The 26,324-nt window shown below is 60.4% G+C and carries 22 protein-coding genes and 1 pseudogene; 19 read left to right on the top strand and 4 right to left on the bottom strand.

Annotated features, from left to right (window positions below; translation table 11 throughout):
• The first annotated feature begins 9 nt into the window (after window positions 1-9).
• From B0E55_RS29390 to B0E55_RS29370, 5 genes are all read left to right on the top strand, one after another.
• Window positions 10-921, top strand: a complete 912-nt coding sequence (locus B0E55_RS29390; RefSeq protein ID WP_019749946.1) for an alpha/beta hydrolase — start codon at window positions 10-12, stop codon at window positions 919-921.
• Window positions 922-992: 71 nt separating this feature from the next.
• On the top strand, window positions 993-2,645 hold the full coding sequence (locus B0E55_RS29385) for a flavin-containing monooxygenase (protein ID WP_037134878.1): 1,653 nt from the start codon (window positions 993-995) through the stop codon (window positions 2,643-2,645).
• 7 nt (window positions 2,646-2,652) lie between these two features.
• Window positions 2,653-2,952: a YciI family protein gene (locus B0E55_RS29380; RefSeq protein WP_019749944.1), complete on the top strand. Its 300-nt coding sequence runs from the start codon at window positions 2,653-2,655 to the stop codon at window positions 2,950-2,952.
• Window positions 2,953-3,088: 136 nt separating this feature from the next.
• On the top strand, window positions 3,089-4,693 hold the full coding sequence (locus B0E55_RS29375; RefSeq protein ID WP_019749943.1) for a class I adenylate-forming enzyme family protein: 1,605 nt from the start codon (window positions 3,089-3,091) through the stop codon (window positions 4,691-4,693).
• A gap of 60 nt (window positions 4,694-4,753) precedes the next feature.
• Window positions 4,754-5,440, top strand: a complete 687-nt coding sequence (locus B0E55_RS29370) for a TetR/AcrR family transcriptional regulator (protein WP_019749942.1) — start codon at window positions 4,754-4,756, stop codon at window positions 5,438-5,440.
• A gap of 222 nt (window positions 5,441-5,662) precedes the next feature.
• On the opposite strand, the gene B0E55_RS29365 is transcribed toward B0E55_RS29370, so the two are convergent.
• The 3 genes from B0E55_RS29365 to B0E55_RS29355 form a co-directional block, all read right to left on the bottom strand.
• The gene (locus tag B0E55_RS29365) at window positions 5,663-6,904 is read right to left on the bottom strand and encodes a cation:proton antiporter domain-containing protein (protein ID WP_051119225.1); all 1,242 of its coding nucleotides are present in this window, start codon (window positions 6,902-6,904) and stop codon (window positions 5,663-5,665) included.
• Window positions 6,905-6,987: 83 nt separating this feature from the next.
• Window positions 6,988-7,752: a hypothetical protein gene (locus B0E55_RS29360; protein ID WP_051119222.1), complete on the bottom strand. Its 765-nt coding sequence runs from the start codon at window positions 7,750-7,752 to the stop codon at window positions 6,988-6,990.
• Window positions 7,749-9,902 (bottom strand): bifunctional lysylphosphatidylglycerol flippase/synthetase MprF, encoded by a 2,154-nt coding sequence (locus tag B0E55_RS29355; RefSeq protein WP_080910988.1) that lies wholly within the window; start codon window positions 9,900-9,902, stop codon window positions 7,749-7,751. The genes B0E55_RS29360 and B0E55_RS29355 overlap by 4 nt, the downstream gene beginning before the upstream one ends.
• A 622-nt stretch (window positions 9,903-10,524) precedes the next feature.
• Between B0E55_RS29355 and B0E55_RS29350 the strand changes: the two genes are divergently transcribed.
• The 13 genes and pseudogenes from B0E55_RS29350 to B0E55_RS29275 all read left to right on the top strand — a co-directional run bounded on the left by B0E55_RS29350 (window position 10,525) and on the right by B0E55_RS29275 (window position 24,373).
• Entirely contained in the window at window positions 10,525-10,755 is a 231-nt protein-coding gene (locus B0E55_RS29350; protein ID WP_019749939.1) for a hypothetical protein, read from the top strand.
• Between the two features lie 1,017 nt (window positions 10,756-11,772).
• Window positions 11,773-12,762, top strand: coding sequence for a polysaccharide deacetylase (locus B0E55_RS29340; RefSeq protein ID WP_037134867.1), 990 nt, complete (start codon window positions 11,773-11,775; stop codon window positions 12,760-12,762).
• 49 nt (window positions 12,763-12,811) lie between these two features.
• Window positions 12,812-13,201: a hypothetical protein gene (locus B0E55_RS32340; RefSeq protein WP_019749936.1), complete on the top strand. Its 390-nt coding sequence runs from the start codon at window positions 12,812-12,814 to the stop codon at window positions 13,199-13,201.
• 19 nt (window positions 13,202-13,220) lie between these two features.
• Complete coding sequence (locus tag B0E55_RS29330; protein WP_019749935.1) at window positions 13,221-14,126, top strand: polysaccharide deacetylase family protein; 906 nt, start codon at window positions 13,221-13,223, stop codon at window positions 14,124-14,126.
• Window positions 14,127-14,414: 288 nt separating this feature from the next.
• Window positions 14,415-15,215 (top strand): polysaccharide deacetylase family protein, encoded by an 801-nt coding sequence (locus B0E55_RS29325; protein ID WP_241896170.1) that lies wholly within the window; start codon window positions 14,415-14,417, stop codon window positions 15,213-15,215.
• A gap of 92 nt (window positions 15,216-15,307) precedes the next feature.
• Window positions 15,308-16,159 carry a hypothetical protein gene (locus B0E55_RS29320; protein WP_029538855.1) on the top strand — a complete coding sequence of 284 codons (852 nt, stop codon included), beginning with the start codon at window positions 15,308-15,310 and terminating at the stop codon, window positions 16,157-16,159.
• A 246-nt stretch (window positions 16,160-16,405) separates the two neighbouring features.
• Window positions 16,406-16,666: a DUF4190 domain-containing protein gene (locus B0E55_RS29315; RefSeq protein ID WP_019749932.1), complete on the top strand. Its 261-nt coding sequence runs from the start codon at window positions 16,406-16,408 to the stop codon at window positions 16,664-16,666.
• Window positions 16,667-16,776: 110 nt separating this feature from the next.
• Window positions 16,777-17,371, top strand: a pseudogene (locus B0E55_RS29310) (SDR family NAD(P)-dependent oxidoreductase); the annotation flags it as partial.
• Window positions 17,372-19,486: 2,115 nt separating this feature from the next.
• Window positions 19,487-19,741 carry a hypothetical protein gene (locus tag B0E55_RS29305; RefSeq protein WP_019749929.1) on the top strand — a complete coding sequence of 85 codons (255 nt, stop codon included), beginning with the start codon at window positions 19,487-19,489 and terminating at the stop codon, window positions 19,739-19,741.
• A 724-nt stretch (window positions 19,742-20,465) separates the two neighbouring features.
• Window positions 20,466-20,714 (top strand): hypothetical protein, encoded by a 249-nt coding sequence (locus B0E55_RS29300; protein ID WP_080910986.1) that lies wholly within the window; start codon window positions 20,466-20,468, stop codon window positions 20,712-20,714.
• Window positions 20,715-21,550: 836 nt separating this feature from the next.
• Window positions 21,551-21,847, top strand: coding sequence for a hypothetical protein (locus tag B0E55_RS29290; protein ID WP_080910984.1), 297 nt, complete (start codon window positions 21,551-21,553; stop codon window positions 21,845-21,847).
• Between the two features lie 961 nt (window positions 21,848-22,808).
• On the top strand, window positions 22,809-23,681 hold the full coding sequence (locus tag B0E55_RS29280; protein WP_019749922.1) for a hypothetical protein: 873 nt from the start codon (window positions 22,809-22,811) through the stop codon (window positions 23,679-23,681).
• A gap of 71 nt (window positions 23,682-23,752) precedes the next feature.
• Entirely contained in the window at window positions 23,753-24,373 is a 621-nt protein-coding gene (locus tag B0E55_RS29275) for a hypothetical protein (protein ID WP_241896168.1), read from the top strand.
• 432 nt (window positions 24,374-24,805) lie between these two features.
• On the opposite strand, the gene B0E55_RS29270 is transcribed toward B0E55_RS29275, so the two are convergent.
• Window positions 24,806-25,222: a LuxR C-terminal-related transcriptional regulator gene (locus B0E55_RS29270; RefSeq protein ID WP_019749919.1), complete on the bottom strand. Its 417-nt coding sequence runs from the start codon at window positions 25,220-25,222 to the stop codon at window positions 24,806-24,808.
• Window positions 25,223-25,321: 99 nt separating this feature from the next.
• Here B0E55_RS29270 and B0E55_RS29265 point away from each other — a divergent pair, with 99 nt between their 5' ends.
• The gene (locus B0E55_RS29265; protein WP_019749918.1) at window positions 25,322-26,116 is read left to right on the top strand and encodes a hypothetical protein; all 795 of its coding nucleotides are present in this window, start codon (window positions 25,322-25,324) and stop codon (window positions 26,114-26,116) included.
• Window positions 26,117-26,324: the final 208 nt, after the last annotated feature.

Below are 26,324 nucleotides of genomic sequence, written 5' to 3'. Positions count from 1 at the left end.
AGGACTCAGATGTCCAGTGCTGAATCGGAAGTGTTGAAAGCGCACTTCCAGTCGATCACCGAGAGGCTGGCCGCTAATCCGGAAATGAGCCTGACCGCGATGCGATCGATATTCGAAGAACTCGCCGTCAACGCGAAGGAACCGGAGGACGTCACATACGCCGAGGTGGAGGCCGGGGAAGTGCATGGGCTGTGGGCTCTTCCCGTCGGAGCTCCGACAGACCGAGCCATCCTCTATACCCACGGCGGAGGATTCATCGGCAACACCGCGGCCAGCCATCGCAAAATGGCAGCACATCTGGCGAAGGCCGCCGGTGTCCGTACACTGATCCTCGACTATCGGCTGGCTCCGGAGCACCCGTTTCCCGCGCAGATCGATGACGCAATCGCCGCGTACAGGTGGCTACGTACACAAGGATTCCCCTCCGAGGGCCTGGCAACAGCCGGGGACTCCGCCGGCGGCAACATGGCGATCACCACCGTGCTCAAACTGCGCGACCTCGGGGAGGCGCTTCCCGCCGCGATCATCACATTCTCCCCGTGGCTGGACATGGAACATCGTGGGAAGACCCTCGAGTCCAACGCCGCCACCGACGCACTCATCAGCAGGGACGTCGTGACAATGATGTCGCAGATGTTCCTGGGCGCCAGTGGCTCAGCCACCGACCCACTGGCAAACCCTTTGTACGCAAACTTCACCGGCCTGCCGCCGCTCTTCGTCACCGCTGGCGACGCGGAAGCCCTGCTCAGCGATGCCGAGCGGCTCGCCGAACGAGCTGAACGGGCAGGCGTCAGCGTCGACTTCAGCATCGCCCCCGACCAGCAACACGTTTTCACCTTTATGGCCGGTCGTGCTCCCGAAGCCGACCACTCCATCAATGCTGCGGGCACATGGCTTCGTCGGCGTCTCGGATTGAATTGAGGCCTCGCGGCCTGTCAACCCACAGCACTGTCATGTACGAACGAAACGATACGAGTCGAGGAGTGAACTGGATGTCCAGTCAAGAACAGGCACCGGCGGCCACCGAGTACAACCACACCGACGCATTGGTCATCGGCGCTGGTTTCGCTGGAGTCCGAATGCTGATCGAACTGCGCAAACTCGGAATGTCCGCGATCGCGCTCGAAGCAGGAACCGACATCGGAGGAACCTGGTACTGGAACCGGTATCCGGGCGCACGAACCGACAGCGAAAGCTGGTCGTACTGCTTCCCGTTCCCCGAAGTTGAACAGGAATGGAACTGGTCCGAGCGCTACCCCGGCCAGGAAGAAGTGCAGAGCTACATAAAATTCGTCGCCGACCGCTTCGACATCCGCCGAGATATCCGCTTCGGTCAACGTGTCATAGCTGCCACCTACGACGAGGCTGACAACAAATGGACGATTGCCACTGGCGATGGCAAACACTTCACCTGCACCTACTTCTTCACAGGCCTCGGTCACCTGTCCGTTCCCCAAGAACCCCCGTACGAAGGGGTGGACGGCTTCAACGGCGAGGTCTACCTGACCTCCCGATGGCCGAAGGAGAAAGTGGACTTCACCGGCAAGCGGGTTGCTGTAGTGGGAACGGGCGCCTCTGGAATCCAGACCATCCCGCATGTCGCCGCCGCCGCCGACCACTTGACCGTTTTCCAGCGCACTCCGAATTATGTGATGCCAGCACAAAATCACGATCTCGATGAGGAGTTCCGGCGCAGGATCAAGTCGGACTACGCCAAGGTCTGGGCCAAAGCGCGAAGCCATGTCTTCGGCTTCCCCATGGATCCTGCCGGCCGGATGTTCGACGATGTCGATACCGATGCCGAACGCGATCGTATCTTCGAAGAAGGATGGCAGAACGGTGGCTTCCATTTTGTATTCGAGACTTTCGACGACCTCATCCTTGACCAGCGATCGAACGATGCGGCGGCGGAATTCATCCGAAAGAAGATCCACGAGACCGTCGAAGACCCCCGCACTGCAGAACTACTCACCCCCCGCGGGTACCCCTATGTCTCCAAACGGCCGCCCTCGGGTACGAACTACTACGAGACCTTCAACCGTGAGAACGTCAATCTCGTCGACATCCGCAGCAATCCGATCGAGTCCGTCATTTCTACCGGGTTGCGCACCCGCGATCACGACTACGAGTTCGACGTCATCATTTTCGCTACCGGATTCGACGCTGTCACCGGAGCCCTGAACAACATCGACATCCGAGGCGAACAGGGAATCAAGCTCTCCGAATGCTGGGCCGCCGGACCGGAAACCTACCTGGGCATCGGCGCCCCCGGATTCCCCAACATGTTCATGATCTGCGGCCCACAGAGCGCATACGCAAATATCCCGGTCGTCATCGAAAAAGTCGTCGAGTGGCTCGGGTTGGCCCTGACGCACATGAAGGAACGCGGATACGACCGCATGCAGCCGAGCGCCGATGCCACCCAGAAGTGGACCTCGCATGTGGAGGAAATCTTCAACATGACATTGCTGCCCAGCGGGGCATCCGTCAACAGTTGGTATCTCGGCGCCAACATCCCAGGTAAACCACGGCGCGTTCTTTTTTACTTCGGTGGAGCCGCCGGGTACTTCCAGGAAATCCAGAAGAGCGCCAGTGACGACTTCGAGGGTTTCGAGTTCGCGCATATCCAGGCCGCGGCCCGCTGATATCGCTATGGGGAGAGAAGAGTCCATGTTCATTATTTCGAGCACTTATACCCGGACCGTCGACCTTAGCGAAGCGGTAGTCACCGAACACCTGGCTTTCGTCGATCATTGCTATAACCAGGGGCGATTCGTCGCATCCGGTCCTCGACAACCCTTCACCGGAGGGTTGATCATCGCCCACGGCGACAGCGAGGAGGAAATCCGTGCCCTGATGCAGAACGACCCTTTCGCTCGCGATGGGGTGGCAACTTACGAGTTCACGCGATTTCGGCCCTCCAGGGCCATCTACCCCGATCTCGTTCCATGATCTTGACGCTGAGAATTGTCCGGCTGAACGGACAGCTACGAATCCGAGAACTCTGAGTTTCGTCTGCGCAGACACACCCATCCGGAGACACATACAGCGGCTGCATCGACCCCAACATGGAAGAGGAAGAACCCTCATGGACAACGACGACCAACCTGGCTGCGCGATCGCCCCACAGATCGCAACTCTTCCCGGACTCCTCAAGGATGCATCGTCGGGTCCTGACGCATCCTATCTTCTGTGCCCGGACAGGGACTGGACGTACAGCGAGTTTTCCCACGCAGTCGATGAGCTCGCTATGGGACTGGTAGCCACAGGAATTCGACAAGGTGACCGAATCGCCATAGCCGCGCCGAACTCGGCCCAGTGGCTCATCACTTGGTTCGCCGTCACGAAGATCGGTGCAATCCTGGTCACCCTGAACGTCGCGTATCGCGAGCGCGAATTCGACTACATGCTCAACCAGTCCGGAGCTGTCATGCTCGTCTGCTCGAAGCAGGACGGCGAGTTCGACTTCGTCGATTTCGTCCAGAACCTACGCCAGCGGATCCCCACAGTCCGTCACTACGTCTTTCTCGGTGAGGGAGGATTCGCCGGTAGTCATCGGTGGGAAGACCTCCTGTTGCCCGGCGCAGTTGCGGATCTCGCGGACTTCGAAGCAGTGGTGGAGCCGGATGATCCGGCAGTCATCTTGTACACCTCCGGGACCACCGGCGACCCGAAAGGTGCCACCCTCACTCACGCGAGCATTCTCGCCTCCGCCAGCGCTCAGGCTGAACACCTCAGCCTGAGCTGTGACGACGTCGCAATCGGCCACATGCCCTTCAACCACGTCGGAGGAATGACCTGTACCGTCGCCGCCACCATGCTCACACACGGTCGAATCGTCGTCCTGCCCCGATACAGTCCCAAACTTGCGTTGGAAGCCGTTGACCTCCGGAAGGTCACGATCTTCATCGGCGTGCCGACCATGTACACGATGATGATGGACTTGCCGGAATTTCCCGCGGCGGATATCACTTCTGTCCGTACCTGCATCATCGGCGGCTCCAACGTCGAGCCGGCAATGGGCAGAAGAATTCTCGACACCTTCCAAGGCGCCCGCTTGTCGAACCTGTACGGCCTTTCCGAAACCTCTGGCGGATGTATCATTTCCGCAGCCAATGACGACCTGGACACTCTTGTCGAGACACTCGGAGTCGCAATTGGCGATTTCGAGATCCGGATAGCCGGCGACGCCCACCAACCACTCCCGTTCGGGCAGCAGGGAGAGCTACACATCCGCGGCGGATGCGTTGCCAGCGGCTATTGGGAAAACCCCATGGAATCCGAGCGCGCCTTCCTACCAGGCGGATGGCTGGTATCTGGCGACATGGCGGTTCAACGTCCTGATGGTCGAATTGAACTGTGCGGGCGGAGAAAAGAAATGTACGTCCGAAGCGGATACAACGTCTACCCCGTTGAAATCGAAAACGTCATTGCCGCAGACCCTGCGGTGGCGATGTGCGCTGTGGTGGGGGTTCCCGACGCAATCTACGGAGAAGTAGGTCACGCCTACATCGTCGCGACCCAAAATGGCGATGTCAATATCGAAGCAGTACGCGCCCGATGTGGGGAAAAACTCGCGCGATACAAGATCCCCGCTCAATTTCACGTCGTGGACTCGCTCCCCCTCACCCCGTCCGGGAAGATCAAGAAGGTCGCACTACTGGATGCGGTGCGCGGAAAAATAGCCCTGTAATATGGATGTGAAATGCGTGATACTTGATCCGATACGGACCTTCCTGGAGGGTTGCACCAAATGACGCCTCACAGCGACAACAAGCTGACCATCGAGGCGGTCACCTCACCGCCTCCGAGTCGGCCTGTCGTGCAAGAAACACCAACCACTCAACGAGGGCGTCGGACGCGGGGGGCTTTAGTGGCCGCTTCCCGTGAGCTTTTTGAGGAACGAGGGTTTCGTGAAACCCGGATTTCGGATATCGCGGAGCGGTCCGGCACATCTTATGGAACCTTTTATCACTATTTTGAAACGAAAGAGGCAGTGCTGCACGAATTGTTTACTACAGTGGCGGGGGAGATGTTCAGCGCCTCGCAAATGGGGCGAGATGTCCCCGACGATCCAATTGCACGGATTGAGGCAGCAAATAGGCAATATTTTTCAGCTGCCGGACGCAATGCCTGGCTGATTGCCGTGATAGACGAAATGGCGATCCGGGACCCGACCTTTCGTGATTTGAAATTACAACTCCGCGATCTCTTCGTACGGCGCAATGAAATGGGAATTCGTCGGCTGCAAGAGTCAGGCATCATCGGCTCCGAACTCGATGCCAAAATTGCGGCGTCCGCACTCGGCGGCATGGTCGAACATTTCACCCAGATGTGGTACATCCACGGTGTCGACTTCGACGAGGACGTGGCGATCTCCACGCTAACACGGCTCTGGGCGCACGCAATTGGGCTCGATGTTGCCCAGAAAACTGGCTAAAACCGCACCACCAAATTCGAGACAGGACCATCTCGTCGGCACAAGAACATGGTGAATCGACACGTCAAGGCTCCTGGGCTCCAGCATTCCCATACCAATTTCCACGAGATCGGTTCGACAACCGCACCCTCAAACAGACCGCACGTGCAGCCACTCGCAAAATATTGGGTGTGGTGTGCGTCGCCTAGATAGGAATCGCGGGGCCAGAAGTAGGATCCGCTACTATTTCTTCTCTGCATCTCTTGCGTGGCGAGCGTAGCGTGCACCAAACCGTTCGGCGGTAAACCCGTGCACAAGAACACTTCCCAGTACGGTCGCAACCATCACGTAGAGGACAAGTGATCCTGCGTCTAGTTCGACGTCGGAGGCGTCGGTGGTGGTGACCCTGCGCCATGCGAGTAGACCGAAGACTATGGAAGCTGTGCCGCGCGGCCCTAGAAGGGCAATGGTCTGACGGTCTGGTCTCGGCAGATCTGAACCGATCAGCGACAGGGCCACAGGAACTACCCTGATGATCGTCAATGCTGCGAGTACGAAGACGAACTCCTGCCAGCCCGGTAAACCGATTGCTACCAAGTAGGACACTGTCGCCCCGAAAAGAAACCACATCGCCATACTGCTCAGCGTTGCCACGTCCTCGGCCAACTCGAGTTCAGAGGCATCGATCGTCTTGGCATTGCGTGCGGCGTGGAAAGTGACGCCGCAGACAAAAGCGGCGATGAAGCCGTTGGCCGAGGAGACGGTGGCACCGCTGTAGGCGAGTACCGGAAGCAGGACGACAGCGATCCGCATACCTTGGGAAGTTGTCAGAGCACGGTCTTGTGCCCACCGAGCCAACCGTGCGCCACCGACACCGACAGCGGTCCCGACTGCGCCGGCGATCAACGTCGATTCGACGCCGTCGGCGATCGCGTTCCACACACCGTCCTCGGAGTAATTGTGGTCGACCAAGGCCAACGCTACGACGAAAATCGGTGCGACTATTCCGTCGTTGTAACCACTTTCGACGTTGAGGATACGTCGTACGCGTGCAGGAATTCGACGATCGTGCAGCAACTGCGCAGCCGGTGCGAGATCGGTCGGCACGACGACGCACGCGATGACGACCAGCACCGCGAGAGATGTCGCCGGCAAGAGGAAGATGCCCAACGCCACGGCACTCAGCACGGACAAAGGAAGGGCAATGAGGAGCAATCGTGCTGCGACGGCCGGCTCACCACCGAACAATCCCTTCTTCACCTCGGTAGCGTCCACGAACAACAGCAGCGCGAGAATCAACTCAACCGCACGCTCGGTGGACTGCGCGTACAGCAGGTTGGTGAGGTCTTCGTCCATCAGCGCCGAAACCCCGATCCCGGCGATCACCATCGCCAAGGGGCCCGCGAGCCGCAATCGAGCGATCAACCCTGAGGTCACGGTGACGATCACACCGACAAACAGCCCGACCACGATGAAAATGCTCACCAATCAACCCTTTTCGTGCCGTGGCCGAAGCCGCATCGGGAATGTTCCGCACCGCCGCGGGTGGGGGATACCTACATCGCTGATCATGATGTCGAATCGCCGTCGAATCGACCGGCCAGAGCTTCCTGGACTCGTATTTTCGCGCGATTGGCAGGACCGCGCAGTGTGTCTTCTCGGCGATTCGCGCGGCGCATCTTCTCTGGCCGAGAACCGTATCGCCACCGTGCCCAAGGGGAGCGGGGGCGTCCCAAGCGGACGGCGCCGATGACGAGAAGGGGAGGAAAGAACAGCCCGAACAGGCCGGTCCAAATCTTTCCTTTGAGCAACACGATCGTCGCGAGGCCGTACTGAACGACGAGGAGCACGATGCTCGCGATCGTCGTTGCCGCATCGTCTGTGTCGACGTCGGCGCCGCTGAACCCGAGTGGATGCACACCCAGAACGAACAGCACGGTAATGGCGAACGCGACGAAGACTGCATCGATACTCGTGCGACCTTCCTCAGTCCAGTACACATCCCGAAGGTGCAAGACAAGGGCAAATTCATCGAGTACCAGCGCCGCACCGACACCGAAGACTGCTGCCAGCACGCAGTTCGCCGCCGGCGTGTGATAGTTGGCGAGCGCGATGAATCCGAAGCCGGACACGAGCATCATGACCAACCCGAACACCACATGATGAATGTGGAGACCACCTGGAGTGACGTTTCCAGGCCACCATGGCACGTCCGCGCGGATCATTCGGGTGCTGATCCGGATGAACGCAAACGCAGTGGCGAATGCGAGCATCATGAAGAACAGCGGAAGTCGGCCTGGACCGACAATCGCTGTCGCGAACCAATCGGTCATTCTCCAGTGCTCCGCATCAGAGCGATGAGTTGTCGCGGTGTCGCGGTCGGTAGGTATGCGCGGGAAATGGCCAGACCGATGCGAGGCAGGTCGGCCTCATCGCGGAAGCACAGGAAGACCGGTTCGAATCGAGGGTTGAATTTTGCCTTGAACTGGTGAAGCGAGCGGAATCCGTAGAACGGTTCGAGGGCTTGTCCGAGCATGTCCAACCCCCTGTCGAGTCCATGAATGTCGGAATCGCCAGTTGCTCGGGCCAACGGTGCGCCGGAAAGTGAAACAAACTGAGCCCCTTCGTCTTTGAATGACAGAGCCGAGCGGGCGATCAAGAATTCGATCATGTTGTTCGCGCCCGGCCCGCTTCGTTTACGCATGACATCAAGAGTCCATCCGCGGACGAATCCTTGCGCGCCGTACACAGGCAGCCACGACAGTACTGCCTGGACAATTCCGAAGGAATCAACGGCGAGCGCGATGCGCACATCCGGGTCGAGCGCATCTTCCACGGTTCCGAGAGTGAACCCCATCTCGGGTAGCTCTTTCTCGCCGACCCACTGTTCGGAGATCTCACGGACCTGCGTCCGCAACTGATCGGACTGTTCACCGAGCTTACCGAGCACGAAGGACGTGCCAGCTTTCTCCGCCTTGTTGAGTGCGGATCGAACATTTTGCCATTTCTTGCCTTTGAGCTGTAAGTCCGGCAAATCGATGATGGTGTCTTCCGCGATCTGGAGTACCTGCCAACCCAATTCCTGGACGCGATCAGCGACAGCGGCGGACACAGAGAAGAAACACGGCGTCGTCCCCTGGGTCTCGCAAAAGCGAACGAAGTCCCCAATCAACGCGGATTGCTCGACATCGGAGGAGACCGGGTCCGCCAGAGCGATGATCGTCCCGGCATGGCGTCGGTAGCCGATCAACCCGTTGTTCTCGGCCCCGAAGTAGTAATTCATGCCGTCCCAGGTGATCATCCATGACATCGTGCTTCCGCCGTGCCGACGTATCGAAGACTTGACATCTTCGATCACGTCGCCGCCCGCGCCCCGCGCGCCGTCAACTCGCCGTCGCCACGGCACGGTGAAGGCGCTCCGACCTGCGATCAGCAGTACGGCCTCACCAGCCCACAGCAGCCCGGTACCGGCCGTGACCGCCCCGACACTCTCGAAATCGTTGACTACAACGAGAATCAGAACCACCAGAGTGAGCACCGCAACGAAGACCGCATAGAACACGGTCAGGTGCCAAGCCCATCGGCGGCCGCGGCGTAGAAACTCCCCCAGCACACCCGCCACCACCACTGAAAACACGGTCGACCACGCCGAAACCTGGTGCGCAGATGTGGGTCCGAAAGGACCACTGCCAGGGAAGAAATACACCACGATGTGCACGACTGCGATCAACCACACACCAAATGCAGATACCAGCCGCGCTTCCCGGCGGGTCCGGGGACGAACACCGCGCTCGCTGCGCGAGAACCACTTCTCACCAGCGAGCAGAAACGTCACGAAGGCGAAAAGATGCGTCAGATCGGCAAAACGACCCAAGAACAGAAAGGAGACGATGACATAGCTACACAGCAGTATTCTTGTGCGTAATCGCCACGGCGACTTGACCGTAGCCGTCGCCGCAGCCAGAACCGCCACCACTGCAGTTGTGCATCCCACGTCCAAAGCCTCGGCCACCTCGGCGGCCCATTCCCACTCCACTGACTTACCGAGCGCGAGAAATGCACACGTTCCGAGGACGCCGACCAACTGCCCAGCCGCGGCTGTCAGCGCCGTCCTTCGGGAACCGAGTCGCCATTCGCCAACTCCGAGACCCACTCCGACCAGAAGTATGAGAGAAATGTTCTGGGCCGGGGTCAGCCCGAACCACGGTCCGAGAAGAACTGTCCACCAGCGACCTTCCTGAAAGGCAGGCACGCCGTAGGCGACCGAGTCGAACCACGAAGCATCCTCGACGGACCTCCACAAACCCTGGGACACAACACCGATCACCAAAAGCGCGCAGACCACAGCGAACGTCAGGGGGAAGCGCAGCACTACCCGGCGGAATGCCTGCACCGTGTGATCGTCCTTGGGCGTTGCGGCAGACAGAGGCGCAGCAGGCTCCTGTGCAGAGGCAGGTTCAGAGGTGCGTACTTCACTACTCATGCCATTCCTTCGTCGGGGAATCCGTGGTGCGATGCCGCATCGTGGATGCAGCGTTCGATGCGGGACCGCGTGGTGGGGAGAACAGATCGGTGATCTGGCGCGCTCACACGCATACACGAGTTCGCAGCACTAACGAAACTCTCCGACTCGGAAGGTTACCGCCAATTGCGAGGCCGTCATCCCGGTCCTTACCGTATGCGGAACCGTTGCATTGACAGACACAATGCACCAGTGCGGGTTGTCCAACCAATGCGACGCTCCCCGGGCACGACAATACGGTTAGAGCCCGCGCCGGATGCTGGAGGGTCATGAAGATAACGCGCAATTCACGACACCAAGTTGGCACGTATCGCGTGGGGTCACCACACAGTGCGTGTGTCGCGCGTTAATCGAATACGCTGATTCGTGTCGCAGGACAGAGAAGATTCACGGCAGACACCGCGAAGTCGACGAGGCCATTCATGTGGCAGTCTTTTCGGCAAATTAGCGGGAGGAAGCGTTGTCGCTTGGCGCTGCTGCATGTTTGGGTCGCCATCCCAGGTGTTGTCCGCCGGTGATGCCGTCGTAGGCGTCAAGACGGGTTGTGTGACTGCCGCGGTCCTATGTAGGGAAGAAGGATGCTGTGAACGAAACAGAGTACGTCGAGAGCATGACCGAAGCGGTGATGGGATGGCCACTTCCGGACTCCGCGGTTGCCGTTCGTGAAGCAAGGGAACGAGCGCTCGAGTTGATTGCCGAAAATTCTGACATCAGCTTGGTAGAAGCCATCCTTCCCGGACTTGTCGTTGCAGTGGCAAATCTGGAGGCGCGAGTGGCAATTATCGAATCGTCGTTGGCGGAGTCCATGACTTAGTACTGCAGTCACGTTGCCGACGATTACCGCGGGTGCCACCGAGGCGGAGACCAGCGCCTGGTCAGCCCCATGTGTGCTTTTCCGTGTGTTCGTTCAGCAGCTCACCATGCGCTGCGCGAACACTTGATAACAGGCGCCAGTACCCACACAATCGCGATCATCAGCGTATGCATGACAATCATCGGACGGTCGGATGGCAAGGACGTCTGCAGGGTCGGTGCGCTGCGCCAACTTCGGAAATCGCGCTCGGTCGAAAATCGTTGCCGGGAAGTGTGTGGCGGGTCGAACAACACGTCGAACAACACACTGGACGGGGCACACCGAGGATGCGCCAGACCACAGCCCATTACATTGCCGGAGTTCCTGCGAGGAGGGCATGCGTCTGCGCAGGAAGAGCGATAAATCGGATTGCGAATGTCTGAAATCAACAAAATATTCCGCGCATTCCACAAGTAGGACTTGTGGAATTTCTGGAAAGCGTCCTCCATCTGGGCAAATGTGGGGCAACGGCACGATCTGCAAAGCCATCGGGATGGCGGATCGCTCCTGACACACCTGTATGAAAGCCGTACGTGCGACAAACTGCTCACCGCGTCGGTTATCGTTCCAGTGGCGAGAGGGAACTCGACAAAGACGATATTCATCTGCGCTGTTGGGCATAGTTACAGATATCAATAGTTACAGACAACTTCGTGCATCAAAGAACGTGGAGATCACCAGTCGACGTGAAGTACTACAAACGCATCCGAAAATTCCGGCCCGGAGATCAGTCACGTCGAGTGGAATGAACTCGCTAATGCATTGTGCAGGAGGGATAGAACTGTGTCCCGACGCCTTCATTTCTCGGTCTTGGCGACTGTAGCCGCCTTGCTCGTGATGGGGTGTTCCCGCGTCGAGAGCGGGTATCCGGTCCCCGCGATCGATACTTCGGTCGCCGAGCAGAAGGTGCCCGGCGGGAATGTTACATCGGCGATCCCGCTCGCACCTCAACCTGTGCGTACTGAGTCCAATGTTCCGATGACGAAACTCGCGCCAGGCCAGAAACCGCCGCAGTTCGTCTTGTTTTCGTTCGACGGTGTCGGGTTGACCCCGAACTGGGACATGTTTCTCGACACCGCACAGCGCGTCGATGCTCGGTTCTCGGCACTGATGACCGGCTTGTACTTCCTCACCGACGACAACGCCGACCGCTACCAGGGGCCAGGACACCCCACAGGTAAAGCCGCGATCGCATTCGGCGGGGACAAGGAGGCTGTTCTCGAGCAGGTCGAGTACCTCAACCGCACCTGGCTCGCAGGGCACGAGATGGGCACCCACTACGTCGGGCACTTCTGCAAGGGATCGGGGTCACACGGCGATCAGTGGACGAGCTCCGAATGGACGCACGAGTTGAATCAGTTCTTCTCGCTCATGGCGAACTGGCGCACCAACAATGACATCACCCACGGTCCTGATTTGCTGTTCGGTCCGGAAGCTGTCCGAGGCGGTCGAACCCAGTGCCTTGAAGGGTCTTTGAATCAGATGATCCCGGCATGGCATGAATTCGGCATGACGTGGGACTCATCGAAGCCGGCCTCCCACCCGGGGATCTCCTGGCCGTACTTGATCGATGGAATCTGGGAATTCCCAATCCCTTACGTGTACTCACCGCCGCTCGGTAAGCACCAGACAGCACTCGACTACAACTTCTGGTTCACCCTCAACGGCGCCAAGGACGAACCTCACACCACCCGGCGCGGCCACGATATCGCCAAGGGCACATACGATTACATGTTCGAGCAAGCCTACAACGGGAATCGCGCGCCGTTGGTGATCGCGAACCACTTCAACGACTGGAACGGCAACGCCTTCAATCCGGCGACTGCCGACTTCATGGCCGAGGTGTGCGGTCTGCCGGAGACCTACTGCGCCACCTATTCGGACGTGACCGCGTGGATGGAAATGCAAGATCCAGAGATGCTCACTCACTGGCAACACCTGCCTCCGGTCGCAGTAGGCCCGGTATGAGACACGGCACCGAATCGTCCGCGTAACCCGTAATGAAAGGCCGTACACAGTGTTTCGAACAATCGCTGCCACCGTGCTCATCGCCGCCGTCGCGATGCTTTCGACCGCATGTTCCGACGAGGACACGTCACCGCAGCCCACCACGAGCTCGACCTCGGTCACTAGTACCCACCCGCAGTCCAGTGCCGAGTCACCGCAGCCCTCGCCGAGCACCGCTGTGCGAACCAAGCCCGGCGCCGGAGGATCACCGGCAACGCCCACTGCGGACAACCCATCGGTTCCGTGTGAGGGCACCATCTGCACCAACCCCGACCACGGCGCAGGAACCGACCCGCAAGGGAACGGCGGAACAGTGATCGAAGACCCGCAGGGCGGAAACGCAGTCGTGCCCTGCGAGGGCACCATCTGCACCAATCCCAACCACGGCGCCGGGAACTGACGGGACAACCTGAGCCGCCATGAACCCTCGATCACTTCACACCGCAGCCACGGCGACCCGCCGCGGATTCCTCGCAACAGCCGCATTGTCGGTTGCGGCGCTGTCGGCGTGCGCGCACACATCACGCACAACAACGGATCGAGCTAGCCCGGACCAATCCGCCTCCCCGACCGATCCACCCCCAGCCGAGACCCTCGGCGATGACCAACGTGATCGCCGCACAACCACACCCGAAACCACCGCCGACGACTACCGGACACCGACGGACTGGGGCACACACCTACCGGGAATACACGCGAGCGTCCCCACGCACTATGGCCGGCCCACACTCGCATTGACGTTCGATGCATGTGGGGGACCTCGCGGTTCGGCAGTCGATCACCCACTGCTCGAACTCTTGCGTGAATTTGCCGTACCGGCAACGCTGTTCCTCAACGAACGGTGGATCAGGTCGAACCCTTCCCTAGCGGCCGAACTCGCGTCCGATCCCTTGTTCCAGCTGGAAAACCACGGAACGCGTCACGTACCACTCTCGGTCACCGGCCGCGCCGCGTACGGCATCGCCGGCACGGCCACCGCTGCTGCTGTGGCCGAGGAAATCGAGTTCAATCGCCGCTACCTGTACGACGCCGTCGGGGTGCGCAGTACTTGGTTCCGTTCCGGTACTGCGCACTACGATGATGTCGCCGTAGAGATCGCGCACAGCCGCGGAATCCAGCTGGCCGGATTCGCTGTCAACGCCGATGCCGGTGCCACCGCCACCAGTACTGCGGTCACGCACCAGCTGACCACTGCGCCGGACGGAGCGATCGTGCTAGCGCACATGAATCAGCCCTCTGGTGGCACAGCGGCAGGGATGCGTGCCGCGCTGGCGCCGCTCCGTGACAAGGGAACTCGGTTCGTGCATCTCGGCGCGCAGACGTGATCGCCGAATCAGCGGGACCACCTGCACATTTCCGCTCCTGGTCTCGCGGGAGATTCACAGGATCAGGACTGCGTCTGTCAGCTGCACGCGAACGCGCACACTCTGTCCTGTCACCGCGAGGTGAGCGTGAGCGATACACCGCCAACAGCCGCGAGGTGGATCGGGCCCCGGCCCCGGGAACCGCTGCTGCAACAGGTGCGATCCAACCGACACACTCGACGATCACCCTCGCCGACGTTGCGAGGAATCTTCGACCATTTCTCAACTCTCGAAATGCGGTGCCCCACTATGGATAGACGACGATTCATGGCCATGCTTGCGGCGGGAACAGCCGTGGCGGCAACAGGATGCTCGCGAGCGTACGGTGGGGACGCGATCGCACCCGAAACTGCGATGCCCGATGCACCCATCGCGCCGCCGCCCCCCTTGACCTCCGCTATGCCGGGGCCCCCGCTGCCTTCCGCGCGTGTGCCCGTCCCCCCCGGCGCCCTCACCGCGATCCCCGGTCGGGGCAACAACATCGCCCTCACCGTCGACGACGGCGCCGACGCCGATGTCGTAGGCGCGTACATCAGGTTCGCCGAAGACACCGGCGCCCGGTTCACCTTCTTCGTTACCGGTATCTACGACGGGTGGACCGTACACAAACAGTCGCTGCGACCCCTCGTCGACAGCGGCCAGATCCAACTGGGCAACCACACCTGGGACCACCCGGACCTGACATCCCTGTCCTCGTCCGCGGCTGCCGCACAATTCGCGCGCACGAAAACATTCCTACTCAACACTTTCGGAGTGGACGGCTCCCCTTTCTATCGGCCTCCCTTCGGGTACCACGACTCCGCCGTCGACACGATCGCCGCCGATCACGGCTACACCGTGCCCACCCTCTGGTACGGGTCGCTCTCCGACTCTGGATTGATCACCGAGCAATACCTCCTCGAATGCGCCCACAAGTACTTCACGGCGCAGTCGATCATCATCGGGCACGCCAATCACCCGCCTGTGACCCACGTTTACGGCCAACTCGTGGACATCATCAAAGAACGCGATCTCGCGATGGTCACCCTCAACGACGTCTTCACAACCTGAGCAAACACCCGACCCTTCATCCGAATCCCGGTCTCGACATGTTCGCCGCGAGCTGGTCCGTCCCATGTTTTCCCATCGAAACAGGAGCCCCCGTGAAACTGACATACCGTAGTGCCCTCCTGGCAGGAGCGTTGCTGACCGCCACCGTCACAGGTTGCAGCACCGACAATTCTGCTGCCCCGGCCACTACCTCCGTGCATGCCTCTTCATCGACCACCCCAGCAACCACCACAGCACACGCAGCAGCCCCTGCCGTCAACCTCACCGGCCCCAATGCAGCCGCCCTCCCCAGCCCAAGTCCTGCGCATCCCCCGACTCCCGCCCCGGCGCCACTGCGCGACATCGACTGCGGCACCATCACCGGATCCAACGGCGCCACCGCCAACGTGATCGCCTTCGCCTCCGCTGCCGGCAGAGCAGGCTGCACCGAGGCCATCACCGTTACCAGCGACTACGTCAGCGCCCAACATTCCGGCGACTCCGCCGTCGTCGACGGCTGGACCTGCGAACCACAACCCGACAGCACAATCCCGCACATCTGCACGAACGGAGCCCTCACGATAGGGCTCCGCGGCCAAGCTGCACCCGCCTCCCCCCCGCCGCCCGCCCCGGCGGCGATCCGCACACTCGACCCGAATTCGACCCCACAACCGGCCAACAGCACCGAACCCCCAGCCCCTGCGCCGGCCGACACCGTCGAGGACGTCCACTGCGGCCCAGTCACGGACGCCGCCGGCAACACACGACAGGTGATCGCCGTCGGCGGCGCCGCCGGCCGAGTCGGATGCACCGAGGCCATCACCGTTGCCACCGCCTACGTCACCACAATCGCACCGACCGACGTCGCCGCCATCGACGGCTGGAGCTGCAACTCCCAACCAGACACCACCACTCCTTCCACGTGCACGAAAGACGGACTGGTCATCGGGCTACGCGCACTCTGATTTCTCTGCAAACCTGCCAAAGTAGTTCGCCCGGCAAAGCGGAGTCCGACACGATTCATCGGGTCGCCGCTACCGTTCGCATCCCACCGCGGGCCAGACCGATCCAGCGTCCGCGCTGCCGCGGGCCGATCCTCTTCAAGCGGAAACTTCTCGCCACTCACGACTCGTGGCAACGTGCGACTACCGCTGACCTGCACCTGAACATTGGTCGACATGCACCATGCGACTCAACCGAAAGTGAGCACAATGAGTACCTCCAATCTCACCCCGACCAAAACCAACACCCTGGCTGTCCTCAGTCTTGCGGCTTCCATCCTGTCGTTCGTTACCTTCGTGTTCATCCTCTCTATCGGCGGAATCGTCGCCGGCAAAAAGGCGCAGCGCCAAATCGCAACGTCAGGAGAAGGCGGAGCGGGAATCGCGAAGGCTGGCGTGGTCATCGGATGGGTCTCCCTCATCTGGGGCATACTCGGTGTCATTGCGCTGGCGGTGTTCTGGCGCAACTGAGTAGCCACGACGCGCTGGAGTAACGGAAGTCATGTCGCGCTGCAGTGGTGACAACAATTCATTATGGCCCGGAGTCGAAAGGTGGCGTGGAGTGATCTTCCGCTCGTCACCACTTGCTCGAAGGCATCGCTATCGAGCATGAGGGGTCCTTCGATCCGGATGTGTTGGTGCTCGACGCCGGTGTGATGGAGGGCGGTGCGACTGTGGACATTCCGTTGCAGCGTGCGCGGGAGTCGTTCGTTATCAACGTCTTCGAGCATCTGCAGTTGGTGCAGGCTATCGTTCCGAAGATGTTCGCCCGTGGTGCGGGTAAGGTCGTGTGGATGTCGTCGATGGGCGGCGTCCTTGTTGCTCCGCTCTTGGGTGTCTATTGTGCGACGAAGCATGCCATCGAAGCGCTCGCAGGTTCGACGAAGGTGGAGTTGGAGCCGTTCGGGGTCAAAGCCGCAACGGTGAATCCGGGTGTGTTCGGAACGGCCTTCAACGACACCGGAGCGGAAAGTTACGTGCAGTGGTACGACGCGGACAAGGCCGGATGCCGGACTTCGGTGATTCCCTGGTCGGTCAGGCTGATCCGCAGGAAATGATCGATGCGATGGTCGAGATCATCCCAGCGTCGGAGCATCTGTACCGCACGATGCACCCACTCGGCACCGTGGCTGCGGCGAGCAGTGGCAAGAGACGGAGTGGACCCAAAATGCCTGAGAATGTGAGCATTTCGACTTCGGCGCAGCAAAGGATCACCCGCGATCGCGTGAACGCGGTGATAGCACGTGAGCGTCCCGCGGCGCGGGGATGAGATGCCGGTATCCGGGCGGTGCTCGCCCCTGGGGCGAAGGTGGTGACGGTCGGATGGTGCGTGGCTTGCCTCGAACGATTTAGCGGCCGCGAAAGCACGTACGTCGGTGTCGACTTCCGATTCAACCGCTCCTTGATCAGTCGGGACGATCTTGGTGTCGTCCTCGGCGCGGAGAAACCGTCGTGGTTTTTGGTATGTGAAGCCGGGGAGTGTGATTCATCGCTCTTCATGGAAGTAGCAGCACGCTTCCGCCGAACGCACCCGGTGCCGAGTTGCGGGAGTGGATATAGGGGTGCCGCTTACGGTGGTTCACGGATCCGGTTTGCGACCCTGCAAAATTTGATGTTCCTGCGCCTTTCGCGTTTTCGATTGAGGGGGCGACATGACTCGACCGCATGGTGGTAGATTTCGCCGCTTCGGAAGGCGCATCGCGGAAGTGATCATGGAATTCGTCGCCGAGCTCGCCGAAGGGTTGATTCGGTGAGGTCGGCGCAAGCGCGCTGGGTGTACGCCGGATGGGTGTTCCCGTCGATCGCCGAATGCAGGTAGGTGCGGCCGACCCGCGGCTGCTTCGATCGCCCTCTTGTCGAGTATTTTGTCTGCGCTTCAGGTGCGACGGGTCACCGCGGTGCAGTCGCGCCTACTAACTTGACATCTTAAGTTAGTAGGTATGGACCTTGCCTATGAGTTGCACGATCTAGTGCGCACGCTCGACAAGTGGGCGGAACGGAAGCTACAACGCCGGTCGCCACCCCCAAGCCCGCGAAGAACGCACCGGAGACGAAGAGCATGGTCGGAACCCAGAACCGAGTCACCAGGTTAGGTTTCTCCGTTCCCCATCGCGGTGGCCACAGTAAGGCGCACGGTTCGGCAGAGTTGTTCCCAACTATGGCTTGGTGATCCTGCGTCATCGGGTCAAGCCCCTTCTGACGACCTCGGGGACGATCGTCGATCCACGTTGGGGTTTCGTCTGGTTCTTCTCACTGCAGTTAACGCCACGTTGTTAACATTCAGCAACCGAATGAGGTGGCTTTGTGGGCAGGGTATAAGTCGAAGCAACCTCCGGCCTAGGTGGACCGCAGCGCGCCATCAGTGTCCGCAGTCCGCTCACCGCACGTGATGGAGTAGTAGTCGAGGGAGGGCGAGCAATGGCGATCGCAATCATCATTGTGGTCGTGACAGTGAGCATCGGGGCGATTGTGCGTTCGACACGCGTTGCGTCTCGTCCCGCGCCGGCGGGCGAACCGTAGTTCCTGGCCGCCCGTCACGTGCATCAGACGCGACGCGGAAACTGCCCTCAGTAGAGTTCGGGCGCGAGTCGAACCCCGGATGTTGCTGACGAGCAGCCAGGTGGGCCGGTGATCGCGCGCACTTCCTGCCAGGCATTGAGCGGGGCACGGCCCCGCGACACTGTGCGGCACAGGTCGGCGGGCCCCTCGTGTTTAATACCCTGAAGTTGTGGGCAGCACGGTATCGGCCCTTCGGACAGACGTCACCATGTAAGTTCGCGGGTCACCTGAGTGCGTGCCCCTAGTCCGGCAGGGGTGCGCATGGTCCGTCCGGTGGTTACTGACGAGCGATCGGACGGACCTCCCATGTTTGCAATGTGAATGGGTGGGGCATTAGTGGTGTGGTCCATCGGAATGAACGCCACCTGTTCTCACCGGTGACCGCGCATCTGCGTGTCGAACTGTCATCGGACCCGACACGCTTGGTCCGCCGACGGGTGTTTACAGGTGATGTCGGCGGACCACCAAGATTACGTGCCCGGCCCCGACAGTTCGTGCGCGCCGCCCACCGAGCTGCGGTTGCGCTCCGGCGCTGGCGGGCATCTGGTCCGCGTGCCGTAATCGGTGCGCTCGTTCCGCTCCGGCTAACGGTGGGGCCCCGAGGGACCACCGAGTCCCGCGTGCCGACTGAGTGGGCTAGATCGGGCACGCTTGGCTCAACCGGGACGGCCTGGGCAGCCGTGATCCGGTTGGGCCACCTCTTGTTCAGTTGGCGTTGCCAGACTAGGAAACGTGAAGCACCGAAATCCCGATCACAAACCAGAGCTGACTGAGGCCGTTTTCCAATACGGTTCAGACGGCTACGAGCTGTCTGTCGCCGAGGTGAAGCATCTGATGTCGGAAGCTGAGACCATCATGAACGGGGAAGGATCCGGCTTGATTCGTGCGACGATCGATGGCGCCGAGAGGGCATTCCTCGTCTCGGCCGGAGCGCTCGTCACCTTCCATGTCCCCATCGGAGCCCTGGGGGAAGTTCCGAAGGAGTAGCTATCGGTAGCTCGGTCGCGTCCCATCCCGCGGCGGGTATCGCGGGAAGATTCTGTACCTGATGCGCGTGTATCGATCCGCGTTCTCGGGGCGGGTTTACTCGTTCGGAGATTAGGCGCGGATGTCCATCCTGGACAACGCATTTCCGTCGATGGCGAACGTGAACCTATTGGGTCCGTTGAGGCCGTTTCCGCCGACTCAAGCGGGACGGTTGTTTCGGAGGTTGTGTTGACGAAGTCGGGGACAGACGAGGTCACCTGTTTACCAAGCAAGTGCAGCGGCTGAGTCGCGTGGGCGGATTGTCCGGTCGAACGCGAAACGGTTTTCGAATACCATCAACAACCAGTTCAATCTCGGGGGCGGCGACCGGCAAACAACGATGGTCGCTCCCGCAATGTTGCCCGCTCCAGCACGCCAAGTATCAGCGTTGGTGCGGAATCAATTTCGATGCTGCTCGACGCCACGACACTCGACAGGCGAAGTGGCCAGGATGCCGGTTTTCGCCGATGACGCCGCAGTAGCTTCGGCTGACAACGCGCCTGTGAGCGATATCCGAGAAGAGGGTGCAAATGCGACCTCGACGAGTCGGTGCAATGGCGACCTAGACGTCCCTTCTTCTCGGGCAACAGGACAGGGAAATGTTGGTCTACGTCAACTGTGTCGACACGCGCGGGATATTTGCCCCTGTGAATTACTGCGGAGTTGCTCTGCGAGAATCAGATGTATGACCGAGAACAACGGGAAAACCAGCGGTGCGATAGGTGTCGGTTCCAGGGTCAGTGTTACGGCGCCTGGAATCGAGACCGAGGGGAGCGCGGTATGTACGGGCGTAGTCATTGAGGACTACGCCGACATGGTCATCGATTCCGGATCGGTGGGGCGAGATTGGGCTCCCGTGCATCGGTGGGCGATCGCACTCGATGACGGGCGACTGATATTCGCCAACGACGAAAATCTTGCTGCCGCGGACTAGAAGGTTCTCCGCACGAACTCGTAGGAGTTCTCCTGAGTTCGGTAGCTGGCAGGCTGTGTCGGAAGCGGATTGTCGCGGAGTTCGGTAAATTTCCTGGTGTGGAGCAGGCGTCGAGGTTGCGGGATGCCCAATTGGGTGAGGGCTACGTAAACCTTCCGCTCGATCGAGAGGCGCTGCAGTTGAACCTCACTCTGCAGCGACTGAGTGCCTAGGGAGCGGGACGATTACGTAGGACTGCGGTCGCCGAAGACACCAGGCTGTCCAACCACTCTCCACGTGGTTCCCCGTAGCGAGTGCGTCTGGCGGGTGGCGCGATTACGCGGCTCGATGATATTCGGTCCACTGCAGGGCCCGTTCGAACAAGTTGAACACCTGAGATGTACTGCCCTAGCCATCCGGCGTGTGAAGTACTCCGTTCACTCGCACTGGAATTGGGGTACCTCCAGTGTCTCCTGCTGTGCGGCGCCGTATTTCGTCCAGGATTTGCTTGTTCGACATTTGTTGCAGCGACATCCTGGTAGGGGAAAGGGGACGGTTCTCTTCTTCGGTCATGTAGCCGGCGGCAATCAGCACTTCTTGGATCGGCGCATCGAACAGCACTGCGACTTGCCGAAGAACTTGCGGGGATGGCGACCGCACGATCGTTGCCCAATGACGCAACAACGACGGATACACCCCTAGTGCCCGCGCAGCCTCCTCGGTGCTCTCGTAGCCCCGAGCATCGATCTGGCCGCGAATCCACGCTCCGAATCCTGTGCGCATGGCCAGTATTTTTCCATGAAGGCCTGGATCGATATCGGCTGTGCGCCACGAACGGCGAACTTTCGCCGAAATTTGTGAATGCAATCTTCGCCATCGCCATCGTCACCGTCAGCAAGCTCAACGCGAACACATGGGACCGGGGTTTCTGCATCGCACTCGCCGTCGTCGTCGTGATCCGCATCCGCGGAAACGCGTTCCACTCCTGTTGCGCATCAATCGCCGCACAAGAGTTCCTCGACGGTGGGGGACGTCTCGGGTTCAACCCCCTCGCGCCCGCTATTGCAGCGGCCACAGCGATCACACCACCGGCAGTGGTCCTTGGCATTTACGTACGAAATCGCAATCTGGTAACGGAAGTCGGAATGGACTAAGCCGCTTGCCGTTCGATCGTGAAAACGACACGGAGAGTGGGAACGCAAGAGTGTTGCCCCTGATCCGACCGTCAGCTGGAATCGATCCGCGACCCTCACGCCCGCGAAAGAACGACCACAATATTGCTGAGTTGTCGGAAGCGGAACGAAACGAGGACACCGCAACGGCGGCTGTACAGTCCTTGCCAAAGGCGCTGTCTACTTCCACTTTCCATCCAAGGGAGCGATCGTCGAACACTTCATCTTGGACTGGTACCGCTCCGTCAACGAAACCGTCGGCGGAGCAACGGTCGGCATGAGAAGTGGAGCAGGGGAGCAGCTGGCAATGTTCTTCACCCCTCGCGCACCAGATCGTCGAGAACCCACCAATCTGCGGACGGCATGAACTCACCTCGACCCCACCGTCGACTTTGCGCATCGGGTGGACGCCATCAGCGATATCGTCAAGACCGCCATCCCGAAGGGGAACTCACCGACACCCACCGCACACCGTCTCGGATGGACCCTGTGCGCCGGAACCACCCATGCCTCCTTGCAGGAAGATATGGAGGTGTTCACCCGTATCAGTGACACCGTCGCAACCCGCACCGCGTCCGTGAGCGCTTCAGCGGCGCCATCGGCGTCGTTCTGTTCGTCACCGACAAAGGCGAACGCTCCTGAGCTCTAGGGCGACGACTGTGTCCGGAATCAGATCGAGGGTTCTACACACGGGGAAAAACGCTCATACAGAAGGAACATTCGTACTCGCACAACGGCAGAACAGAGTCGAAAGTCCCCGCTGAGCGTCGATGAAACGCCACCAAAAGTACGAGAGCATCCCCGAAAGGGTTGAACTTTCTCCGGTTTGTGTGACTTCGAGTACTACTGGTCGGTAGCCTTCGCTCCGAGCACATAGATGTGACTCGCGACACACCAAAAACGAGTGATGTACGGTGCGTCGATTCCATGCCTGAGGAGCCCAATGTCCAAGAATGCCTTGAGAACCCGAGTTGTCCCCACGATGGCGATCGCTGCAGCCCTTGCATTGATAGGAGGAGGCGTCGCTACTGCTGAGGAGAATTCCTCGCTCGGTTCGTCCGGTACACCCGCCGCTACTCCTTTGACGTTCGACGGGTGGTCGTCATGCCCCGTTGAAGACCTCGATGTCGCAACCTGCGCGACTGTTGTGGTGCGCGGCGGTTCGATGAAAATCGGGGGGTTGACCGTGCCCGTCCCCGACGGCGGACTCAAGATCGCCGGCGGAGTCAAGTACGCCACCCAACCCGACGGCAGCTTCGTCGAAACCTTCGTCCCCAAGCCGGACGGCCGAAACGGGGTGTACTCGAACCCGATCTCCGTCCCGGGTGGCGCCATCGGAATCGACACTCCACTGAATCTGACCCAGATCACCGCAACAGTCGAAGCTGTTGGGCTACCGAACATCAAGGTGCTCGATCAAGAGCTGACGATGCCGGTACGACTGAAACTGTCGAACTCGTTGTTGGGTAACAACTGCTATCTCGGCTCCACGGCGAACCCGATCAACCTCCACCTCACGACCACCGGTAACCCGCCCTCGCAGCCCATCGGCGAATATCCCGGAGCAGTGTTCCCTGCCGTTCAGCACACCGACAATCTCTTCGCAGCTCCTGCCGCCAGCGGGTGCGGGGTCTTCGGTGCACTCAACTGGGCGGTGAACCTGCGAGCAGGAACCCCCTCGGCCAGCGGAAAGAACTCTCTGACCACTTCCAGCGACGTCTACACCGTCGCCGCGCGCAAGGTACGACCGCCGGCAGCTTCCGCTGCGCAGGCAGCCGAACCTGCAGCTGTGGCGCAGATGGGAGCCGCCGGGTAGAGATCACACCCGCCTGAATTTCTTTCGACTGACGGTTCACCCCAAAGGTATTCGACAGAAAGGCACATCACATGTCATCACGCACAATGCTCGGCAAGGCCTCCGCGATCGTCGGGGCAGCAGCCGCATTGACCATCGCTGCATCCGGGATCGCAGCAGCGTCCACCACGATCAGCCCCGCCACAGCCACTCCGGTGACGGCCACCAGCAGTGGGCTCAGTTTCGTGACAACTGGCGGTCTCGAGTTGTACTGCACCAGCGTCAGCGGAACCGGAACCACCCCTGCAGCGCCCGGTAACGTGAACTCCGGAACGGGCGGCATCAACATCAACATCGCGAGCGTGGGACTGTCCGGATGTGACCTCGAAGGTGTGCCGGCAACGATCACCACGGCCGGTTCCTGGGCTCTGAACGTCAACGCCGACAGTGGATCACCGATGGGAAGTATCAAAATCCCCAACGGTGGAGCTCACGTAGTCGCTGGTAGCTGCGTCATCGACGTCACCGCCAGCACTGCCGGCCCCGTGCCCTACAGCAACACAACACATACCGTCACCGCCAACAACACCGGAACGGTGAACTTCACCTCCAACGGGGGCAGCGCATCCTGCCCGGCAGCAGGAGCCGGAACGGCGAAGATGACCGGGGCGCTCAAGTTCAACTCCGCGCCCGGCATCACCGTCACTCCCTGACCCGGAATGTAGTTGCGCCACAGCCACACCCGCACTAAGTGAACTACATGCGGGTGTGGCTGCGGCGTACAGTTCGCGAACCGTCCCCCGGCACCGGTCGCTGCCTGAGCAGGATGGTTCACAGAACACATGATCGTTTGGCCGAGGACCCGCCCGATCTCTCGTAGTATTTCTCCACGGCGGTGAAAATCCCAGATCACCTCCTAGTGCCTCACCGAGAACCTGAGTGCCTTACTACCCATCCACGATCATGCATCATCTCACCAGTAGTGATGCGCTGGCCCTGTTGAGATGAAGATCGTAGTCGGCCTACGAATCGATCCGAATCGACGCTGTGACTCTCGGAACTCTGTGGCCCAGTGCTCGGTAGAAATGGTCGGCCGCGGCTGTGACGGAACGATTGACGGGCGAGTTCCGAGTGTCGGGACGCATTCAGTGTCCTGCACGGTGGCCGTCAACTCGATGTTCGCAAATAGCGCTGATCGCTTCAAACCTGCATTCCTGCAGACCGTTCGATCGATTATGCGTGAAGGTGGGACTCACGGTTTCGGGTGAAATTCCGAGTAAGCGTGCTACTACTTTACCGGAATAGCCTTCGGCGACCCGTTCGATGATCTCTTCTTGGCGCTTACTCAATCGCATCACGGTCGCCTCCTGCGGCGGTATGGATGGGCGCGGCGGGAGCAACTCACGTTTTGCGTCCAGTGGGGACGTGGAGGCAAAAACGATGCACAACAACGTGGTCGATGCAGATATGGGGTTGCCGAATCCGACTTCATCGCGGGTGCAGGGTTGATCCTGGCCGTGCGTGATGATTGCCAGAGTCCGGCGCGGCTGTCGATAGAGCATCGAATCCTGAGCTGGTACCTCGTTCGTCAGATGTAGTACTGCAGATGGATGTGCAGCCGCGTACCTGCTGATTGACTCTCTCCCGGAAGGGAGTCGTCAATGAGTACGTCCGTCAACCGAAACGGCTGGTCGATCGTTGCGTTGTCATGCGCCGGAGCGGCATTGGTGGCCGCGTTCGTTCTAGGCCCGGCCGCGTTGTTACGCGGACGCTATCCGCAGTTCCAGGATCAATCCGTCATGAGTGAGCTGCTCGGCCGCGGCTTGGTCGACTACTGGGGTAGCGGAGTCCGCACCTATCCGCTCGGCTTGGCGGAGATGGTGGACTACTGGTTCGAGTGGCACGCGATCAAGATCGTCATCTCGGTGCTGCTGACCGCGGTTCTGGGTCTGCTCGCGACGACCCTGTGGCGGCGATCTCTGACGGCCGGCGTAGGTTGCGTGGTCGCGGCGGCCACTACGACTGTGCTGTCATTGTTTTCGGTGTCTGTGGCTGTGCTCAACATCCAGTCGACGGTCGCACCCGTAGTCGCGCTGCTTCCGATGCTCTCCGCGGACAACTCGGACGGGCAGACAGCGCAGTCTCTGATCGAGAACGGTGTGCGCAGCGGAGACTCCAGGCCGCCACTGCTCGAGTTGCTCACACAGGTCGAGCACTACAACTGGGCGGCGATTGTCGCTATCGCCGGGGTGATCGCTGTAGTCGCAACCGGAACCGTCATCGCCTTCCGACGCTACAGGTCGTCGGACACGACAAACGGTGCCCACCGTCGGATGTTCGTCGTCCTCGGATCGCTCGGTGCTGTGATGACCATTGCGATGGCGCTGCTGTTCGTCGCGGCCGTTGTTGCCGTCGTCGATCCAGGAGAAGCTCTGCTCGGCGCGGTCGGCCTGTGACTCTATTGCCGGTCCAAGATGAAGGCCGACGGCGTATCCATGACCGAATCGCGGAAGTGCTGAACATCGCTCGCAGTACGTTGTACCCAAACCTGCAGTAGCAAAAGCGAATTCGCTACGGCATCGGAAATGTTGCGTCTCCGCCGGCACTGATGACTCGGCCGGCACTGACGTCACCGGTTCGGCCTCGATGGATGCGCTTCCTACA

The sequence above is a fragment of the Rhodococcus sp. 66b genome, from assembly GCF_002076325.1.
Lineage (GTDB): Bacteria > Actinomycetota > Actinomycetes > Mycobacteriales > Mycobacteriaceae > Rhodococcus_F > Rhodococcus_F erythropolis.
This window is presented reverse-complemented; position numbering and strand designations above follow the sequence as displayed.

What these genes read in the sequence shown, in the direction of transcription:
- B0E55_RS29390 (WP_019749946.1), top strand. Translation starts at nt 10, where the DNA reads ATGTCCAGTGCTGAATCGGAAGTGTTGAAAGCGCACTTCCAGTCGATC.
- B0E55_RS29385 (WP_037134878.1), top strand. Translation starts at nt 993, where the DNA reads ATGTCCAGTCAAGAACAGGCACCGGCGGCCACCGAGTACAACCACACC.
- B0E55_RS29380 (WP_019749944.1), top strand. Translation starts at nt 2,653, where the DNA reads ATGGGGAGAGAAGAGTCCATGTTCATTATTTCGAGCACTTATACCCGG.
- B0E55_RS29375 (WP_019749943.1), top strand. Translation starts at nt 3,089, where the DNA reads ATGGACAACGACGACCAACCTGGCTGCGCGATCGCCCCACAGATCGCA.
- B0E55_RS29370 (WP_019749942.1), top strand. Translation starts at nt 4,754, where the DNA reads ATGACGCCTCACAGCGACAACAAGCTGACCATCGAGGCGGTCACCTCA.
- B0E55_RS29360 (WP_051119222.1), bottom strand. Translation starts at nt 7,752, where the DNA reads ATGACCGATTGGTTCGCGACAGCGATTGTCGGTCCAGGCCGACTTCCG.
- B0E55_RS29355 (WP_080910988.1), bottom strand. Translation starts at nt 9,902, where the DNA reads ATGAGTAGTGAAGTACGCACCTCTGAACCTGCCTCTGCACAGGAGCCT.
- B0E55_RS29340 (WP_037134867.1), top strand. Translation starts at nt 11,773, where the DNA reads ATGACGAAACTCGCGCCAGGCCAGAAACCGCCGCAGTTCGTCTTGTTT.
- B0E55_RS29330 (WP_019749935.1), top strand. Translation starts at nt 13,221, where the DNA reads ATGAACCCTCGATCACTTCACACCGCAGCCACGGCGACCCGCCGCGGA.
- B0E55_RS29325 (WP_241896170.1), top strand. Translation starts at nt 14,415, where the DNA reads ATGGATAGACGACGATTCATGGCCATGCTTGCGGCGGGAACAGCCGTG.
- B0E55_RS29315 (WP_019749932.1), top strand. Translation starts at nt 16,406, where the DNA reads ATGAGTACCTCCAATCTCACCCCGACCAAAACCAACACCCTGGCTGTC.
- B0E55_RS29300 (WP_080910986.1), top strand. Translation starts at nt 20,466, where the DNA reads ATGACCGAGAACAACGGGAAAACCAGCGGTGCGATAGGTGTCGGTTCC.
- B0E55_RS29280 (WP_019749922.1), top strand. Translation starts at nt 22,809, where the DNA reads ATGTCCAAGAATGCCTTGAGAACCCGAGTTGTCCCCACGATGGCGATC.
- B0E55_RS29275 (WP_241896168.1), top strand. Translation starts at nt 23,753, where the DNA reads ATGTCATCACGCACAATGCTCGGCAAGGCCTCCGCGATCGTCGGGGCA.
- B0E55_RS29270 (WP_019749919.1), bottom strand. Translation starts at nt 25,222, where the DNA reads ATGCTCTATCGACAGCCGCGCCGGACTCTGGCAATCATCACGCACGGC.
- B0E55_RS29265 (WP_019749918.1), top strand. Translation starts at nt 25,322, where the DNA reads ATGAGTACGTCCGTCAACCGAAACGGCTGGTCGATCGTTGCGTTGTCA.